The organism is Streptomyces sp. NPDC041200 (assembly GCF_055591805.1).
This window is the reverse complement of sequence record NZ_JBVIZF010000017.1, coordinates 100,311-118,155: the sequence shown is the minus strand read 5'-3', so window position 1 is coordinate 118,155 and position 17,845 is coordinate 100,311. Positions and strand designations below refer to the sequence as shown.

Below are 17,845 nucleotides of genomic sequence, written 5' to 3'. Positions count from 1 at the left end.
CCGTCAACTCGTTGCCCCGGTAACGGTATACCTCACCCTTGGCCATGGCTGTGGCGATATCCCGGCATCCGTCAGAACGGGCGGTCCCCCTCGATGGCCACCCGCTCGGCCACGCGCGGGTGCGGCGCGTAGTCGTTGACCGCGTAGTGCTGGGTGGCGCGGTTGTCCCAGAACGCCACGTCGCCGGGCTGCCACCGGAAGCGCACCTGGTACTCCGGGACCTGCGCCTGACGGCACAGATAGGCCAGCAGCCGGTCGCTGTCCTCCCGGTCCAGGCCGGTGATCCGGGTGGTGAAGGAGGTGTTCACGAAGAGCATCCGCCGCCCGGTCTCCGGATGGGTGCGCACCACCGGGTGCTCGACGGGCGGGAACACGTCCTGGAACGGGGCGAGCCGCTCGGGGCCGAAGAAGCGGGAGAAGCCGGGGATGAAGTCGTGCACGGCCGTGGCGCCGTCGATACGGTCCCGCACCTCCTGGGGCAGGTTGTCGTACGCGGCGGCCATGTCCGCCCACATGGTGTCCCCGCCGACGGGCGGGACCTCGCGCAGCTGGAGCACGGCGCCGAGCGCGGGCCGCTCCCGGAACGTGACGTCGGCGTGCCACACGTTCTCGAAGGTGACCGGCGCGCCCGCGCTCTTGTCGAAGCGCACCACGTCCTCGCTCGTACCGCTGAACAGCAGGGGGTTGGTCTCCAGCGCGCCCCAGTGCCGGGCGAAGTCGCGCTGCTGCGCGGAGGTGAGGTGGGCGCCGCGGAAGAAGAGCACCTTCCACTCCAGCAGGGCGCGGTTCAGCTCCTCGCGCAGCCCCGGATCCAGCGGCCGGGAGAGGTCCGCCCCGCGGATCTCGGCCCCGATGACACGCCCCTGGGGCACCAGCTCGAAGCGCTCGTACGGGCGGTCCTGCCACTCCTCGGGCACCCGGCGCAGCGTGCGCGGTCCCTCGTACAGGCCGCCCGCGGGGATGCGCGCGTCGCGCAGCACCGGCGGGTTCGGCGGGGTGTCGATGACGGTCATGGTGTTCTCCTCATGCGTGACGCGGCGGCGGAGCCGCGGGGACGGATGGCAGAGAAGCCCTCGCGCCGCGCACAGGGGGAGACCCGGCGGGATGCGGTGCGGATCATCGCGGACGGGCGCTCGACGGCGTCGGCGGGTCCGGGAGTGTCAGGAAGCAGTCCGGGCGCGGGCCTGGTGGCACGTGACGGCTCTCACGAGGGCCGGGGAAGGCCGACTAGAGGCCCGAGCGCTCACAGCCGGTCCGATCCGGGGCGCGAAGGTGTCCCGTCGTCTCGAACCAGTTCCTGATCATGGGCCAATGATGGGATCCGCCGTTCGCCGCTGTCAATGGCCGTCTCACACCAGGAGACGGGGCAGATCGCGATCCCGCCTCGTTCGGCCGGTGCACCGACTCCCCGCTGACCGGCATCGTCTGCCGACCGGACGCCGCCCCGTGGTGTGACCGCCTAGGACTTGTCCGGGCGATCACGTGCGAAGTCAAATGACCAGGGCGGCTGTGGTGGCGGTGCCGAGGAAGACGTAGCCGCGTTTGTCGTAGCGAGTGGCCACGGCCCGGGACTGCTTCAACCTGTTGATCGCCCGCTCGACCGTGTTGCGCTTCTTGTACCGCTCCTCGTCGAATCCGGGTGGCCGCCCGCCGCGTGAGCTTTTGCGTAAGCGGGCGGCCTGGCTGTCGGCCTTCTCCGGGATGGTGTGCCGGATGCCTCGTCGTCGCAGGTAGTCGCGGCAGGGCCCGTTGCTGTAGGCCTTGTCGGCGGCGAGGCTGTCGGGCTTCGTGCGCGGTCTGCCCGGTCCCGGCCGTGGAGCGCGGATTCTCGAGCACCGGCTGGAACTGGGTGCAGTCGGCCCGCTGTCCCCCGGTGACTATCAGGGACAGGGGGCGGCAGCGGCCGTCGGAGCTCAGGTGGAGCTTGCTCGTGAGCCCGCCGCGCGAGCGGCCCAGGCCCTCACCTCCTGCACCACCTCCACCAGGCGGGCGAGCAGGCTCTGCCATGGTGGCTCGTCCTGGTGTTCTGCTGTTTCGGCCCCCTTTGACGCGGTCGCCGTCGGCGGATCGATGCGGGCACCGGCCGCGTGCTGGTGAGCGCGCACGACGGTCGAGTCGACCGCGATGTCCCAGTCGATGTCGCCGACGACGTCGGCCGCGGCCTGGACCTGCTGCAGCAGGCGTTCCCAGGTACCGTCGGCCGACCACAGCCGGTGGCGTTCGTAGACGGTCTTCCACGGCCCGAACCGTTCGGGCAGATCACGCCACTGCACCCCGGTTCGCACACGGTGCAAGATCCCGTCGATCACCTGCCGGTGATCCCGCCACCTGCCACAACGCCCGTTGCTGACCGGCAGGAACGGCCGCAGTCGTTCCCACTCCGCATCGCTCAGATCACCCCGCCCCATGCCACCTCAACGACCAAGACACGAGACAGTCACATGATCGCCCGGACAAGTCCTAGTTGTAGGACTCCTGCGATGGTGTAGGGAACCCTCACGCTGGACGGTGTAGGGAACCCTCACGCTGGACACCATCCCCTGGTCATCGTCGACTGAGTCGGTGCGCACATCTCTACTTTTGGGAAACAAGTGACGGACATTCTCGAATTGCACGAGGCCGACTCCGAACTGCCACCATCTTCCTTCGAAGCGAATGCCACCCTGTGGCATCTGCTGTGCGAGCGTGCTCAGGGGTGCTCCGGAGCGACGGCCGTGACTGATGCGTCGGAGAGCCTGACCTTCGCCCAGCTCATGGACGAAGCCCGAGGGTGGGCCCGGATTCTGCACGCGGACGGGATCCGGGCGGGCGACGCGGTGGCCTGTGCGATTCCGCGCAGCGTACGAGCGGTGGTGGCGCAGCTGGCCGTGTTCGCGGCTGGCGCGGTGTACGTACCGGTGTCCGCCGACGAACCGCCGGACCGGCTGCGGGATCTGCTGGCGGGAGTGGACGTGCGGCGGGTGCTCGCACTGCCCGGGCAATGTCTGCCGGACTGCGTGGCCCGGGTGGACCTGACCGGGCCGACGCCCCGTCGGTCAGCCGCCGGCGCCGGGGACGCCTCACTGGCGGACGACGCCGGGAGCCTCCCGGGGCCCACGCCCGGGATGACCGCGTACATCATCCATACCTCGGGCACTTCAGGGCGGCCCAAGCCTGTCGCGGTCGGACACCGCGCGATCGCGCACACCATGCGTGCTTATGCCCACCGGTTTCCCGTACCGGTCCGGCACATGATGATGGTCTCCCCCATGACGACGGACGCGTCGCTGCCGGGGATCTGGTGGACGCTGCTGGCGGGCGGAACCGTGCGTGTGGCATCCCCGGCCCCCCAGCGGGCCGTGTCCGAGCTGGCCGAGCAGCTTTCGCGGGGGCCCATTAGCCATGTCGTCCTCACGCCTTCGATGTACGGGGTGGTGCTGTCGCGTCTGGAGGGGCCCTCGCCGGACTTGCGGCAGGTCCTGGTGGCAGGCGAGCCGTGCCCGAGCGAGCTGGCCGCCGAGCACCACCGCAGGATGACGGGTGTGGAGCTCGTCAACGCGTACGGCCCCACCGAGGCGGCCGTGTGGTGTGCGGCCGGCGTGCTGCGGCCGGGAGATCCGGTGACGGCTGGCACGTCCCTGCCGGGCACACCGGTGCTCGTGGTGGGCGCGAACGGGCGGCCCGTTCCGGCCGGTGAGGTCGGGGAGGTGTGCGTGGCGGGCGCGGGGCTGGCCGAGGGATATCCGGGGGATGCCGAGCTGACCGCCTCCCGGTTCGTCGCACACGCGCAGGACCCGCGGGAACGGATGTACCGCACCGGCGATCTCGGACGCCTCGATGCGAGCGGCCGTCTGGAGCTGCTGGGCCGGTGCGACGCTCAGGTGAAGGTGCGCGGGTTCCGCGTGGAGCCCGAGGGAGTCGCCCGCGTGCTGCAAGAAGTGCCCGGGGTACGGGATGCAGTGGTGGGCATCCATCGGGGGCGGCTGCTGGCCCATGTCGTCCCGAACTGGGATGAACAGAGCGCTGCCCGCCACCTGCACGAAGCCTGGGACGAGTTGTTCAGCGGGCTGGATTTCCGCGACGAGCGGACGGGCTGGACCAGCAGCTACACCGGTGAACAACTGCCGGATGCGGAGATGGACGAGTGGATTGGCGCCACGGTGCGCCTGGCCAACGAGGGCGGGCCCCCGAACAGTGTCCTGGACCTGGGCTGCGGCTCAGGCATGATGCTGACCCGGCTGGCCGGGGCGGCCTCCCGCGCCGTGGGCGTGGACATCTCCGCCGAGTCCCTGTCCGCGCTGCGCACCCGCCTCGATGATTCCGCTCTGTCCCATGTCGAGCTGCGGCGCGGGGATGTGACCAGCGCCACAGACGTCACGGGGATGGAGCTCGTGCTGTGCAACTCGGTCGTGCCCTACCTGCACGGAGACGCTCACCTGTCCCGCGCCGTGACGGGCGCGCTCGGGGCGGCGGCTCCCGGAGGGCGGGTCGTGTTCTCAGACGTGAAGGACCGCACGGTGCAGGACGCCTTCCACGCGGCCGTAGTGCTCCACGGGGCCGAGGACGACACGGATGTGGAGGTACTGCGCGCCCGGTGGCGGCGCCGGATCGCCCTCGATCCTCATCTGCTGGTGGATCCACGCTGGTTCACCCGTTTCGGTGCACCCCACGCGGAGGTGCGGCCTCGCACCGGGCAAGCCCGCAACGAGATGAACGACTTCCGCTTCGACGCGGTTCTCACACCCGAGCCGCCGGGCTCCGTACTCGAAGTGGAGCAATGGCGCTCCTGGCCCGGCACGCCGGAGGGCCTGCGTGAGCTGTTGACGGCCGAGCCCGGGCCGGTGGGTGTGCTGCGTGTGCCCAATCGCCGTACGGCCGGGGCCTGCGCGGTACGGGACGTCCTCGCCACCGGCCGCAGCGACCTTACCGCGGGCGACCTGCGCACCTTGGCCGCCCGCGCGGAAGCTGACGCCGTACACCCCGCCGAAGTGGCGGAACTCGCCGCCGAGCTGGGGCGCGAGATGCGGCTGTCCCGCGCGGCGGGGTACCGCGACGGTGCCTTCGACACCGTTTTCCTCCCGGCTGCCAGCCCGTCCTCGCCGAAGGCCCACACAGGGGCGCCGGTAAGCGTCCGGTGGCCGCAGCCAACGTACGACGGTGAGCTCCTCTCCGCCCCTGTGCACCGGCACGTACTGGCCCGGGCGGCCGACGACCTGCTCCCGGCACTGCGACGGCAGGCCGAGGCTCGCCTGCCTGAGCAGGAACGGCCCAGCCGGTATGTGCTGCTGACGGAGCTGCCCTTGGGCGCCAACGGCAAGCTCGACCGGGCGGCCCTGCCCGCGCCGTCGAACGAGCGGCCGGTGGTGTCCACCATCTACCGGGCGCCCGAACTCCCCTTGGAGGAGACCCTCGCTTCGATCCTGGCATCCGTCCTGGAACTCGACCAGGTGGGCGTGGACGATGACTTCGTCGAGCTCGGTGGCGACTCGCTGAGTGCGGTACGGGCCGCTACCCAGATCGGCTCCGCCGTGGGCCGCCGTCTTCCGGCCCGTACGGTGCTGGAACACCCCACCGTGGCCCGGCTGGCTGCCCACCTGGCTGCCCCGGATACCTCGCCGTCCGGGCAGAGGGCTGCCTCCTCCGCGGACGCTCTCGGGGACGTCGGGCCGGCGGGGGTGCGGCTGCCCGTAAGTCCCACTCACCAGTTCCTGCGGGTCAACGACGACCGGGCCGGAGGGATCCTGCCCAGTCACGGGCCGCGCTTCGCGCTGGAATGCCACTACCGCATCCGGGGCCCGCTCGACTTCGGTGCCCTGTCGACGGCTGTCGACCGCCTGGTGGCACATCAGCCGGCGCTGCGCACCGCGGTACACCTGACCGGCGAGCTGGAGGAACTGCACCAGACCGTGCACCCCGCTCACGATGGGCTCCTGCGTCGCCCCCGCTTCGACACGGCAGGCAACAGCAGTCCCGAAGAGTTCCTGGCAGCCCTGGACGCCGCCGATCCCCTCGACGCGTCCGCCGGGCACGTCTTCGCCGTGACTCTGCTCGACGTCGGGCCGCACGACCACCTACTGAGCCTGCGACTGCACCACCTCATCTCCGACGGCTGGTCCCTCAATCTCGTCGAACAGCAACTGTCCACCCTGTACGCGGACGCCGTAGCGGGCCGCACCAGTACCCTCCCGGCCACTGACTACTGCGCCCTGAACGCACCGGAGGAGCCACGCTCCGAAGACCTCGACTTCTGGACTCGGCAGCTCACCGGCGCGCGGCCCGGCCTCTTGATCCCGCCTGCCCGGCTGGGCTCCTACACCGAGGTCCACGACGCGCTGCTGCGCACCCTGCGCATCCCCGCCGCCACCACCGCCGCGTTCCGGGCGCTGACTCGCGCCGAGTGCATGACCCCGGCCAGCGCCCTGTACGCGCTCTTCGCCGCAGCCGTGGCAGCCGACACCGGACAGGACGAGACGCTGCTGTTGGCAGTCAGCGCCGCCCATCCCCAGAATATGGCCCACACCGCGGGCCTGTACGGCCAGGCTGTCCCCGTACGCCATCGCGTCCCCCAGGATCCGGCGCTGACGGTGCGAGAAGCACTGCACACCGCCGACGAGGACCTGCAGCAGGCACTGCGCCACGACAGTGCCTCTCTGCTCACCCTGGCGGGAGTCCACCCGCACATCGGGGAGCTCTTCGCCTCCTCACAGTTCGTCTTCTACGACTACCTGCCCCCGGTCGAGGGACTGCGCCTCACCGGCTGCGACACCGTGCGCACGGACCAGCTCGACCCAGCCTTCTGCGGTCACCTCTTCCAACTCCCCTGCGACCTCGGCCTGCTGGCCCGCGAGAGCGGCGACGCACTGGACCTCGCGGTCATCTTCGACCCGGCCTACGCCCCGCCCCACTACGCCGAGAACCTCCTGGCCCGTCTGGCGGACGCGCTCGCCGCCCTGGCCGGTTCGGCCGATCTGCCGTGGAAGGGCCTGGTCCCTGCCGACTCCTGGCTCACCGGCCCGCGCTGACCGCTCCGAGCTAGTCACCCGTTCGCTCCTGCGCTGTCCGTGACCGGCCACAGCCATCCCCTCCACCACCCACCATGTGAGGACGCGTCCATGCTCAACGCCCACGACGAACACCGCGAGGCCACGGTCGTCGGCCGGATCGGGACCGCCATGGTGGCGCTCTTCCTGGGCGCTGCCCTTCGTCCGCAACCCTCTGAGCCGTCCCTCCCCTTACTGGAGCGACTCCTCCGAGAGCATCGGCACATGGTTCGCCGAGAATCCGTCGATCTCCGGCTACACCATCGACATCGCCTTCGGCCGGCACATCCCCGCGACGACCTCCTGTCGGCCTTCTGCATCGCGGAGATCGACGGATTCTCTCTCACCGATCAGCAGACCCAGGCGCACTGTTCGACCCTCATCGCGGCGAACGGGCACGGGACGAGCGCCACGATCACGTACACGCTGAAAGAACTGCTCCTGCGTCCCGAGCACCTTCAGGCCATGCTGCACGACAGAAGCCTGATCGATCGGATGCACCTGGAGGCGACCCGGCTGAACCCTCCAGCCCACATGCTCCTGCGCTTCACTGCCAAGGACGTGGACCTGCCCAGCGGGCGCATCCCTGCCCGGTCGACCGTCGCCTGCATAGTGGCTGCCGCCCAACGGGACCAAACCCGATTCGACGAGCCCGACAATTTCAACCCCTACCGTGCAGAGATCGATCCGGCGCGAGACTTCACCCCGTGCGGCTCCATCCTGCACTTCGGCCGGGGCCGGCACTACTGCCTGGGCGCACACATCGCACGGATTACCGTCGACAGCGCCGTCAACCAGTTGCTCGAAGCGCTCCCCGATCTCCGTCTCGCCGAAGGCGCCAACCTGATCGAGAAAGGCATCTTCACCCGCAATCTCACGCGGCTCCCCGATTACCTTCACGCCCACCCCGCACGCTGCGACCACAGGGGTCCATCCGAGGACCGCTCCGGCCTGCCTCGCGTGATCACCCTGCACGACGCGAACTGCGCTCACCACGGGCGACGGCAGAGCGAAGGGCATTTGCCGCCGGACCCATCCAGGAAGGAAGCAAGGCATGCCTCAGGACATCGAATTCTTCATGCCGATCCCGTCACGCCGCAGCCGGGACTACGAACGAACCAAAGCCCACCACCTGGCCTGGCCCCGGGCGCTCGGCCTCATCAACTCCGAAGCCGCCGAGCAGCGCCACCTCCACGCCGACTACGCCGACCTGGCCGCCCGCTTCTACCCGTCCGCCACCGGACCGGACGCGGACCTGGGCGTCGACCTGATGACGTTCTTCTTCCTGTTCGACGACTTGTTCGACGGCCCGCGCGGTGAAGACCCCAGGACAGCACGCGCTCTCACCGACGCCGTGGCCGCCGCGCTCCACGGGCCACTGCCCGCTGACGCCCCGGCCATCGCGCACGGATTCGCCGACGTCTGGCGGCGGAGCTGCCAGGGAATGTCATCGGCGTGGTGCGCGAGGGCCGCCCGGACGTGGCGCGGATACCTCTCGAGCTACGTGGACGAAGCCGCCAGCCGTCACCGTCGCGCGCCCTGCAGCTCGATGGCTGAGTACCTGGCCATGCGCCGCCACACCATCGGGGCGCAGCCCACCGTGGACCTCGCCGAGAGAGTGGGTCACTACGAAGTGCACCAGGGCCTCTTCGACAGTGCCGTCATCGCCGCGATGCTGCGGATCGCCATCGACACCAACCTGATCGACAACGACATCACCTCGCTGGAGAAGGAAGAGGCCCGCGGGGAGCAGAACAACATCGTCCTGGTCGTCCAACGGGAGAGAGGCTGGCCCGTCCCGCGCTGCATCGCGTACCTGCAGGATGAGGTACGCACCCGCATGGAACAGTTCCTGATGATCGAGGCCTGCCTGCCGAAGGTCTACGACTCCTACAGTCTGCCCGCCGCCGAACGCGCCACCGCGGACGAATACCTCAACGACGGGATCCGCGCGCTCATCCGCGGAGCCTACGACTGGCACCGGCGCTCCGGACGCTACTCGCCCGAGTACGCGATTCCGGCCGGACGGCTCGGCTATCTGGAGGAACTGGGCGCATGATCCCCCTGGCACCCAGAGCGCTGCCCCTTGCAGGACACGCCCACTCCATCATCCGCTAGGACTCGTCCGGGCGATCACGTGCGAAGTCAAATGACCAGGGCGGCTGTGGTGGCGGTGCCGAGGAAGACGTAGCCGCGTTTGTCGTAGCGAGTGGCCACGGCCCGGGACTGCTTCAACCTGTTGATCGCCCGCTCGACCGTGTTGCGCTTCTTGTACCGCTCCTCGTCGAATCCGGGTGGCCGCCCGCCGCGTGAGCTTTTGCGTAAGCGGGCGGCCTGGCTGTCGGCCTTCTCCGGGATGGTGTGCCGGATGCCTCGTCGTCGCAGGTAGTCGCGGCAGGGCCCGTTGCTGTAGGCCTTGTCGGCGGCGAGGCTGTCGGGCTTCGTGCGCGGTCTGCCCGGTCCCGGCCGTGGAGCGCGGATTCTCGAGCACCGGCTGGAACTGGGTGCAGTCGGCCCGCTGTCCCCCGGTGACTATCAGGGACAGGGGGCGGCAGCGGCCGTCGGAGCTCAGGTGGAGCTTGCTCGTGAGCCCGCCGCGCGAGCGGCCCAGGCCCTCACCTCCTGCACCACCTCCACCAGGCGGGCGAGCAGGCTCTGCCATGGTGGCTCGTCCTGGTGTTCTGCTGTTTCGGCCCCCTTTGACGCGGTCGCCGTCGGCGGATCGATGCGGGCACCGGCCGCGTGCTGGTGAGCGCGCACGACGGTCGAGTCGACCGCGATGTCCCAGTCGATGTCGCCGACGACGCCGGTCGCGGCCTGGACCTGCTGCAGCAGGCGTTCCCAGGTACCGTCGGCCGACCACAGCCGGTGGCGTTCGTAGACGGTCTTCCACGGCCCGAACCGTTCGGGCAGATCACGCCACTGCACCCCGGTTCGCACACGGTGCAAGATCCCGTCGATCACCTGCCGGTGATCCCGCCACCTGCCACAACGCCCGTTGCTGACCGGCAGGAACGGCCGCAGTCGTTCCCACTCCGCATCGTTCAGATCACCCCGCCCCATGCCACCTCAACGACCAAGACACGAGACAGTCACATGATCGCCCGGACAAGTCCTAGGAGGGCGCGGCCCGGTCGTCCGGCACACGGCGGGCGCGCTCGGCCAGCGCCGGGCAGGCGCGGGCGACGAGCGCGCGCCCGGCCGGGCCGCTCGGGCCGCCCGCCCGCCACGCGAACACCAGCCGCCCGCGCATCGACGGCCGGGTGATGCGGACCGTCCGCAGCCGGTCCGCCCGCGCCTCGGCGAACGAACCGGGCAGGATCGCCGCGCCCAGACCGCGCTCGGCGAGCTGGGCGAGCACCTCCGGATCGCTCGCCTCGAAGGCGATGTGCGGCGCGAACCCGGCGGCCGCGCACGCCTCGTCGAGCCGGGTGCGCAGCCCCGTACCGGGCGGCAGGCTGATCAGGGCCCGCCCGCGCAGGGTGTCCAGCGAGACGGCGGAGTGCACGGCCAGCTCATGGCCGGGTCCGACCGCCGCGACGATCGGCTGGTCGGTGAGCACCTGCATCTCGATCCCGGGCGGCGTGTGGCGTCCGACGCTGACGATCGCGGCGTCGAGCCGCCCCGTCCGCAGGCCCTCCAGGAGCTGGTCCGAGTTGGCCTCGGACAAGGTGATCTCCACCGCCGGATGGGCGTCGTGGAACTCGGCCAGCAGGTCCGGCAGATCGGCGGTGTGCGAGGTCACCGTCCCCACCGCCACCTGCCCCCGGAGCAGCCCGGTCAGCTCGTCCACGGCCTGCCGCGCGCCCTCCACCGCGGACAGCGCCGCCCGCGCGTACGGCAGGACGGCCTCGCCCGCCTCGGTCAGCCGCACCGAGCGGCCCGAGCGGTCCAGCAGCTCCTGGCCCAGCTCGCGCTCCAGCCGCCGGATCTGGGCGCTCACCCCGGGCTGGGCCACATGCTCCCGCTCCGCGGCCCGGGTGAAGTTCCGCTCCTCGGCCACCGCCACGAAGTACGCGAGCTGACGCAGTTCCATAGCCACCAATTCTATAACCAACACTTCTGACGGTCAGACCCACCATCTCTTGGACTTCTGATCCGCGCGGCCGGAGAGTGGAGAGACAGGACACCGCGGAGAACACACAGGAGGACCCGCCATGACCGGCACGCGCGAACGCGCCACCATCGCCGAGGACCTGACCAGGCTGTTCGTCGAGCGCGCCAACGCCGGTGACGCCGAGGGCATGGCCGAGCTGTACGCACCCGACGCGGTGCTCGCGTACCCTCCGGGGTCCGTGACCGTGGGCCGGGAGGGCATCCGCGCCGTGTGCCAGGCCCTGCTCGACCACACGACGGAACCCTTCCGGCTGGAGGAGCCGCTGCCCACTGTCCGTTACGGCGACCTCGCCCTCACCTCGACCCCGTCCGGCGACAACACCGGCGGCCGGGTGCAGGTCGTCCGCCGTGAGCCGGACGGCACCTGGCTGCGCGTCATCGACCGCCCGGAGATCCGCCCCGCCGCTCGGCCCGGGGCATGAGCGTCCTCATCGCCGGAGCGGGCATCGGCGGGCTGACCGCCGCGCTCAGCCTGCACGCCGCGGGCATCGAGGCCACCGTCGTGGAGAGCGCCCGGGAGATCCGCCCGCTCGGCGTCGGCATCAACCTGCTGCCCCACGCCGTACGGGAGCTGACCGAACTCGGCCTCGGCGACGCCCTCGCCGACCTCGGCGTGGCCACCGCCGAGAACGTGTACGCCGACCGGCACGGCCACCGGATCTTCAGCGAACCGCGCGGAGTGGCCCAGGGCTACCGCTGGCCGCAGTACTCGATCCACCGCGGCGAGCTGCAACTGCTGCTCCTCGCGGCGGTCCGGGACCGGCTGGGCCCCGGCGCGATCCGCACCGGAGCGCGCGTGACGGGCTTCGCACCCGGACCAGGAGAGACGGTCCGGGTGCGGGTGCTCGACCGCGCCACCGGCACGGCCGGGGAACAGGACGCCGAGGCGCTCATCGGCGCCGACGGACTGCATTCGGCGGTGCACGCCGAACTCCACCCGGACGGCAGACCGTTGCTGTGGTCGGGCGTGCGGATGTGGCGGGGTACGACGAAGGCCGCTCCGTTCCTCACCGGCCGCTCGGCGGCCATCGTGAGCGACGGGAACGCCGAGCTGATCGCGTACCCGATCGGCCGCGACCGGATCAACTGGGTGTGCCTGGTGAGGGTCGCCGCACCGGGCCCGCTTCCCGGGGACGCGGCCTGGAACCGCGCCGGGAGGGTGGCCGATGTGCTGCCGCACTACGCGCACTGGGCGCTCGGCTGGCTCGATGTGCCCGCCCTGATCGCCGACTGCGGCGAGATCCTGGAGTACCCGATGGCCGACCGGGACCCGCTGCCGTCCTGGGGGAGCGGCCGCGTCACGCTCCTCGGCGACGCCGCGCACCCGATGTACCCGGTGGGCGCCAACGGCGCGTCCCAGGCCATCGTCGACGCCCGGGTCCTGGCGTACGAACTCTCCGGGCCGGACGGGGTACGCACCGGGCTGGCCCGCTACGAGGCCGCGCGCCGCGACGCGACGGCCGCCGTCGTACGGGCGAACCGGGCCATGCACCGCGACGGCGGGAGCGACCCCCGGGAGCTGGCCCGGATCACCGACACCTATCGGCGCGCCACCGGAAGCGAGGTGGAGACGCTGAACACCCGCCCGTCCCTGACCCGCCGCTGAACGCGGCGATCCCGCCTCACGCGCGCAGATAGGCGAGCACCGCCAGGACCCGCCGGTGGTCGTCGGGGGCGTCGGGCGGCAGGTCGAGCTTCAGCAGGATGCCCGCGATGTGCTTGGCCACGGCCGCTTCGGTGACGACGAGACGGCGGGCGATCGCCGCGTTGGACCGGCCCTCCGCCATCAGGGCCAGCACCTCGCGCTCCCGTGGTGTCAGCCGGGCCAGCGGATCGCGGCGGCGGGCGAGGAGCTGGCGCACGACCTCGGGGTCGACGACGGTGGCGCCCGCCGCGACCCGGGCGACGGCGTCGGCGAATTCCTCGACGTCACCGATGCGTTCCTTGAGGAGATAGCCCATGCCCGCGCCGTCGCGGCGGTCCTCCAGCAGCTCCTCGGCGAAGGTCTGCTCGACGTACTGGCTGAGCACGAGGACCGCCAGGCCCGGCTGCCCGGCCTGGAGTTCGCGGACCGCCCGCAGCCCCTCGTCGGTGAAGCCGGGCGGCATCCGCACATCGGCGATGACCAGGTCCGGCCGGTGCTCCCGGGCGGCCGCCAGCAGTCCCGGGCCGTCGCCGACGGCGGCCGGGACCCGGTGGCCGAAACGGCCCAGCAGATGGACCAGGCCCTCGCGCAGCAGGACGGCGTCCTCGGCGATCACGATACGGAGGGACTGTCGCACGGACGGCACGGGATCTCCGCTCTCAGGAGGGTGGGCCCGCCGGGTGGGCTGGACAGCAGCATTCTGCCGTCCGCGGCGGCGATACGGTCGGCGAGCCCGACGAGTCCCGTACCGGGGCCGGGGGTGGCGCCGCCGACCCCGTCGTCCTCGATGTCGACGCGCAGCTCACCGTCGTGGACCCGGGCGGCGATCCGGCCACGGCAGGCACCGCTGTGCTTGGCCATGTTGCTCAAGCCCTCGGCGGCCACGAAGTACGCGGTGGATTCCACGGCGGGCGGCAGCCGCCCCGGAAGGTCGACGTCGAGGTCGACGGGGATGGGGGAGCGGCCCGCGATGTCCCGTACGGCGGCGGGCAGTCCGCGTTCGGTGAGGACCTGCGGATGGACCCCGCGGATCAGTTCCCGCAACTCGGCCAGCGCCTCCTTGGCCAGGCCGTGTGCCTCCCCGACCTCCTTCGCCGCCTCGCTGCCGGGCGGCAGGGCGAGCGTGGCCAGGCCCAGTTTCATGGTGAGCGCCACCAGCCGCTGCTGTGCTCCGTCGTGCAGATCGCGCTCGATGCGGCGGCGTTCGGTCTCGAAGGCGTCGACCAGCCGGGCCCGGGAGCGCACCACCTCGCGCAGTTCGTGGTCCCGGGGAGCCAGCACGGCCTGGGCGACGGTGGCGCGCGCCCTGGCCCACGCGCCGATGGGCCAGGCGGCCACGGGCAGCAGCAGGGCGCCCGCGACCGGGCCCGCGACCGTCTGCCAGGGCGCGGCGGTCGGCTGGAAGGGGGTGAGGAGCAGCGCACCGGGGATGCCCAGGGAGACCAGGACGACGGCGAGGTCGGCCCAGCCGGCCGCCAGGACGGAGACCGCGCCGTAGCCGACCGTCCGCCAGGTGTCCGGCGGGCGCGGCAGACCGGGTACGACGAGGGCGAGCCGGCGGTGCTCGAACGGACCCGCGAGCGCGACCGCGAAGGCCACGGCCAAAAGCCCGCAGACCACCCGGGCCACCAGCCCGATGGGTGCCGTGAGAAGTCCGCCCAGCCCGACGTAGACGACGGCCGCGAACAGCCCGCCGGACAGCAGATAGCCCACCGCCCGCCCGAGCAGGGTGAAGGGGCGGAGGAGGATGCGGGGCACGGTGCGGGGGATCACGGGATCCGACGGTAGCGGGGCCGCGGCCTCTTGACGGTAGTGCCAGGTGGAGTATGCGTACTCGCCCTGGCACCCATGTGCCGCGGTCCCGGGCCGGGTTGGCTGGATCCATGACCACGACACCCACCACCCGGGCCACCGTCCCGGTCGAACTGCGCTCGGTGACCAGACGCCACGGCACCGGAGAACACGCCGTCACCGCCCTGGACGCGGTGACGACCGGCTTCGCGGCGGGCACCATGACCGCCGTCATGGGCCCCTCCGGCTCCGGCAAGTCCACCCTGCTGCACTGCGCGGCGGGCATCGAGCGGCCCACGTCCGGGGAGGTGCTGATCGACGGCACGGAGCTGGGCGGGCTCGACGAGAACGCGCTGACGCTGCTGCGCCGGGACCGGGTCGGCTTCGTCTTCCAGTCCTTCAACCTCGTCTCGGCGCTGACCGCGGCGCAGAACGCCGCGCTGCCGCTGCGTCTGGCCGGGCGTCGCCCCGCCGAGGGCGAGGTGGCGGCGGCGCTGGCCCGGGTCGGCCTCGCGGCCCGGGCCGGGCACCGGCCGGGCGAACTGTCGGGCGGCCAGCGGCAGCGGGTCGCGATCGCCCGGGCGCTGATCACACGGCCTGCCGTCCTCTTCGCCGACGAGCCGACCGGGGCGCTCGACACCCGGACCTCCCGGACGGTGCTGCGGATGCTGCGCGAACTGGTCGACGCCCAGGGGCAGACGGTGGTCATGGTCACCCACGATCCGGTGGCGGCCGCCTCCGCGGACCGGGTGGTGCTGCTCGCGGACGGGCGGCTCGCGGGTGAACTGCCGGGCGCGGCCGGCGCGGAGGCGATCGCGGCACGGACGGCCGCCCTGGAGGTGTCGTGATGATCGCCATGGCGACGGTGCGTGAGCGCTGGACCTCTTTCCTGGGTGCCTTCGTGACCACGGCGATGGGCGTCGCGCTGATCCTGCTGTCCGGCGGCCCCGGAGTACCCGAGCGGCTGGCGGGGGCGCCGGTGCTGGTACGCAGCCCCGAAGGGGCCCGGACCAGCGGCGTGTTCGCGCAGAACCCGCCGTGGGCCCCGGAGCGGGCCGAGCGGCTGCGGCGCGCCCTGGCGGACCTCCCCGGCGTCGCGGAGGCGGTCGCCGACCGGTCCTTCTACGCGCAGGCGGCCGGTACCCGGCAGCGGGCGGGGGAGCGGCAGGGCCACAGCTGGCCGAGTGCGGCGCTCGCCTCGTACGGGCTCAGCGCGGGCGGCCCACCGGTGGCCGACGACGACATCGTCGTGGACCGCGCCCTCGGGCACGCGCCCGGCGACCGGATCACGGTGCTCACCGCGCACGGACCGCGGCGCTTCACGGTGTCCGGGACGATGGACGGCCCCGGCTACTGGACCACCGGCCACCGGGCCGCCGGACTCGCGGGCGGGGTCAGGGCCATCGGACTGGTCCTGGAGCCCGGCGCCGACGCCGGTGCGGTCGCGGCCGCCGCGCGCGGGGCCGTCGCAGGCGCCGGTGAGGTGCTGCGCGGCGCCGCCCGCGACGAACTGGCCCCTCCGCGGGACGAGATGACGCGCTGGATCGGCGCCCAGGTCCTCACCGCCATGACCGTGCTCTCCGCGTTCGTCACCGTTCTCGTCGTGTCCTCGGGTTTCGCGTTCACCGTCGCCCAGCGCCGGCGCGACCTCGGCCTCTTGCGCACCATCGGCGCCACCCCGCGGCAGCTGCGGCGCCTGCTGTACGGGGAGGCGCTCACGGTGGGCGCCATCGGCGGCGCGGTGGGCGCGCCGCTGGGCGCTCTGCTCGCGCCCGCGCTGGCCGGGGTGTTCGTTGACGCGGGGTTCCAACCGGCCGGGTTCGAGGTCCGGATGCGGCCCTGGGTACTCGCCGCGGCCTTCGCGCTGGGGCTGCTGGTGGCGCTGGCCGGGGTCTGGTCGGCGTCGCGGCGGGCGGCGCGGGTCGCACCGCTGGAGGCGATGCGCGAGGCGGAGGTGGACAGCCGCGCGATGACCCGGCGCCGGTGGGCCACCGGGACGGTGGCCGCGGCGCTGGGCCTGGCGTGCGCGGTCGGCACCGCCTTCGCGGGGCCCGACGCCATGGTGCTGTTGTGCCTGGGCGCCGCGATGGGGCTGACCACCGGCCTCACCCTGCTCATCCCGGCGCTGGTCAGCCCGGTGGCCGGGGCGCTGACCCGGCCGCTGGCCCGCCGTCCGGGGGCGGTCGCCCTGCTGGTCCGCGCGAACATGGTCACCGCCGTCCGCCGTACCTCCGCCACCGTCGCCCCCGTGCTGGCCACCGTCGCCTTCGCCACGATGATCACCAGCGCCGTGCAGACCACCGCGGCCGCCGATGCCGCCGGGCGGGCCGCGGCGGTGCGGGCCGAGGCGGCGGTCGTCCCCAGCGGCACACCGGGCCTGTCGGACGCGGTGGCCGCCGGGGCCCGGGGGACGGCACTGCTGTCGACCACGGTCTACGGCGGCCACGGGGGCGCGGCGCTGTCGGCGGCCGGGGTGTCGCCCGGCTTCGGCCGCGTCTACGGCACGCCCGCGCCGCGGGCCCGGACGGCCGTCGTCACCCGGGCCGTGGCCGCGGCCCACGGCTGGCGCCGGGGGCGGACGGCCGCGCTGACCTTCGAGGACGGCCGTACGGTACGGCTGCGGGTCCTCGCGGTGGCGGACGACTCCCTGCCGTACCAGCTCGTCCTCCCGCGCGAACTGGTGCGTGCCCACGATCCCTCGGCGCTGGCCGACGTCGTCTACCGCACCGGCGGCCCACCGGCCCGGCCCGCGCCCGGACTGGGCGCGCACGAGGTGCCGGTGGCGGAGTACGCGGCCGCGGCCGACGCCGAGGACGACCGGCTGGTCCGGGTCTTCACCCTGATCCTGACCGCCATGACCTCGGGGTACACCGCGATCGCCGTCGCCGCCACGCTGCTCGCCGCCACCGTGGACCGGGCCCGCGATCTGCACACCCTGCGGCTGTCCGGCGCGACCCGCCGACAGGTGCTGCTGGCCGTCACGGGTGAGACGGTCTGCGTCGTGGCCCTCGGCGCCGCCCTGGGCGTGGCGGTGGCCGCGCCCGTGCTGCTCGGCATGGTCCACGGGCTGGGCACCGCCCTCGGCGTCCCGGTCGCACTGGAGGTCGCCTGGCCATGGGTGGCGGCCGCGGCCGGCGGATGTCTGCTGCTGGGGGTGGTGGCGGCGGTGCTCCCGGCCCGGGTGGGCTTACGCGGGGGTGCGCTGGCGGGCCGGTGAACCCGCCCTTAGCTTGGGAGAGGCAGCGAATTCGCGGACGGTTCGGTGCGACGGCGC

Annotated in this window: 10 protein-coding genes and 3 pseudogenes; 7 read left to right on the top strand and 6 right to left on the bottom strand. The window is 72.5% G+C overall.

Annotation, left to right across the window (positions count from 1 at the left end):
- Positions 1–71 precede the first annotated feature (71 nt).
- Both ACZ6CL_RS29600 and ACZ6CL_RS29595 read right to left on the bottom strand, forming a co-directional pair.
- The gene (locus ACZ6CL_RS29600) at positions 72–1,013 is read right to left on the bottom strand and encodes a TauD/TfdA dioxygenase family protein (protein WP_468940972.1); all 942 of its coding nucleotides are present in this window, start codon (positions 1,011–1,013) and stop codon (positions 72–74) included.
- Between the two features lie 477 nt (positions 1,014–1,490).
- Positions 1,491–2,408 (bottom strand): annotated as a pseudogene (locus ACZ6CL_RS29595) (IS5 family transposase).
- A gap of 183 nt (positions 2,409–2,591) precedes the next feature.
- Here ACZ6CL_RS29595 and ACZ6CL_RS29590 point away from each other — a divergent pair.
- The 3 genes and pseudogenes from ACZ6CL_RS29590 (at position 2,592) to ACZ6CL_RS29580 (ending at position 9,078) form a co-directional block, all read left to right on the top strand.
- Complete coding sequence (locus ACZ6CL_RS29590; RefSeq protein ID WP_468940970.1) at positions 2,592–7,001, top strand: non-ribosomal peptide synthetase; 4,410 nt, start codon at positions 2,592–2,594, stop codon at positions 6,999–7,001.
- A gap of 90 nt (positions 7,002–7,091) precedes the next feature.
- Positions 7,092–7,766 (top strand): annotated as a pseudogene (locus ACZ6CL_RS29585) (cytochrome P450); the annotation flags it as partial.
- A 307-nt stretch (positions 7,767–8,073) separates the two neighbouring features.
- Positions 8,074–9,078 (top strand): terpene synthase family protein, encoded by a 1,005-nt coding sequence (locus tag ACZ6CL_RS29580; RefSeq protein ID WP_468940968.1) that lies wholly within the window; start codon positions 8,074–8,076, stop codon positions 9,076–9,078.
- An 86-nt stretch (positions 9,079–9,164) separates the two neighbouring features.
- Here ACZ6CL_RS29580 and ACZ6CL_RS29575 read toward each other — a convergent pair.
- Positions 9,165–10,082: pseudogene (locus ACZ6CL_RS29575) on the bottom strand (IS5 family transposase).
- 52 nt (positions 10,083–10,134) lie between these two features.
- Positions 10,135–11,055 (bottom strand): LysR family transcriptional regulator, encoded by a 921-nt coding sequence (locus ACZ6CL_RS29570; RefSeq protein ID WP_468940965.1) that lies wholly within the window; start codon positions 11,053–11,055, stop codon positions 10,135–10,137.
- Between the two features lie 121 nt (positions 11,056–11,176).
- Between ACZ6CL_RS29570 and ACZ6CL_RS29565 the strand changes: the two genes are divergently transcribed.
- Both ACZ6CL_RS29565 and ACZ6CL_RS29560 read left to right on the top strand, forming a co-directional pair.
- A complete protein-coding gene (locus tag ACZ6CL_RS29565; RefSeq protein WP_468940963.1) occupies positions 11,177–11,557 on the top strand; it encodes a YybH family protein in 381 nt (126 codons plus the stop codon).
- Entirely contained in the window at positions 11,554–12,741 is a 1,188-nt protein-coding gene (locus ACZ6CL_RS29560) for a flavin-dependent oxidoreductase (RefSeq protein WP_468940960.1), read from the top strand. The genes ACZ6CL_RS29565 and ACZ6CL_RS29560 overlap by 4 nt, the downstream gene beginning before the upstream one ends.
- Positions 12,742–12,757: 16 nt before the next feature.
- Here the strand turns inward: ACZ6CL_RS29560 and ACZ6CL_RS29555 are convergent, their stop codons facing one another.
- Positions 12,758–13,417, bottom strand: coding sequence for a response regulator (locus ACZ6CL_RS29555; protein ID WP_468940959.1), 660 nt, complete (start codon positions 13,415–13,417; stop codon positions 12,758–12,760).
- Complete coding sequence (locus tag ACZ6CL_RS29550) at positions 13,393–14,553, bottom strand: sensor histidine kinase (protein WP_468940956.1); 1,161 nt, start codon at positions 14,551–14,553, stop codon at positions 13,393–13,395. Before ACZ6CL_RS29550 ends, ACZ6CL_RS29555 begins: the two co-directional genes overlap by 25 nt.
- A gap of 110 nt (positions 14,554–14,663) precedes the next feature.
- Between ACZ6CL_RS29550 and ACZ6CL_RS29545 the strand changes: the two genes are divergently transcribed.
- Positions 14,664–15,419: an ABC transporter ATP-binding protein gene (locus ACZ6CL_RS29545; protein WP_468940954.1), complete on the top strand. Its 756-nt coding sequence runs from the start codon at positions 14,664–14,666 to the stop codon at positions 15,417–15,419.
- Complete coding sequence (locus tag ACZ6CL_RS29540; RefSeq protein WP_468940951.1) at positions 15,419–17,788, top strand: ABC transporter permease; 2,370 nt, start codon at positions 15,419–15,421, stop codon at positions 17,786–17,788. Before ACZ6CL_RS29545 ends, ACZ6CL_RS29540 begins: the two co-directional genes overlap by 1 nt.
- Positions 17,789–17,845 lie beyond the last annotated feature (57 nt).

Bases quoted from the DNA above. Each gene is read 5' to 3' on its own strand.
- ACZ6CL_RS29600 (WP_468940972.1), bottom strand. From the start codon at position 1,013: ATGACCGTCATCGACACCCCGCCGAACCCGCCGGTGCTGCGCGACGCG.
- ACZ6CL_RS29580 (WP_468940968.1), top strand. From the start codon at position 8,074: ATGCCTCAGGACATCGAATTCTTCATGCCGATCCCGTCACGCCGCAGC.
- ACZ6CL_RS29570 (WP_468940965.1), bottom strand. From the start codon at position 11,055: ATGGAACTGCGTCAGCTCGCGTACTTCGTGGCGGTGGCCGAGGAGCGG.
- ACZ6CL_RS29565 (WP_468940963.1), top strand. From the start codon at position 11,177: ATGACCGGCACGCGCGAACGCGCCACCATCGCCGAGGACCTGACCAGG.
- ACZ6CL_RS29560 (WP_468940960.1), top strand. From the start codon at position 11,554: ATGAGCGTCCTCATCGCCGGAGCGGGCATCGGCGGGCTGACCGCCGCG.
- ACZ6CL_RS29545 (WP_468940954.1), top strand. From the start codon at position 14,664: ATGACCACGACACCCACCACCCGGGCCACCGTCCCGGTCGAACTGCGC.
- ACZ6CL_RS29540 (WP_468940951.1), top strand. From the start codon at position 15,419: ATGATCGCCATGGCGACGGTGCGTGAGCGCTGGACCTCTTTCCTGGGT.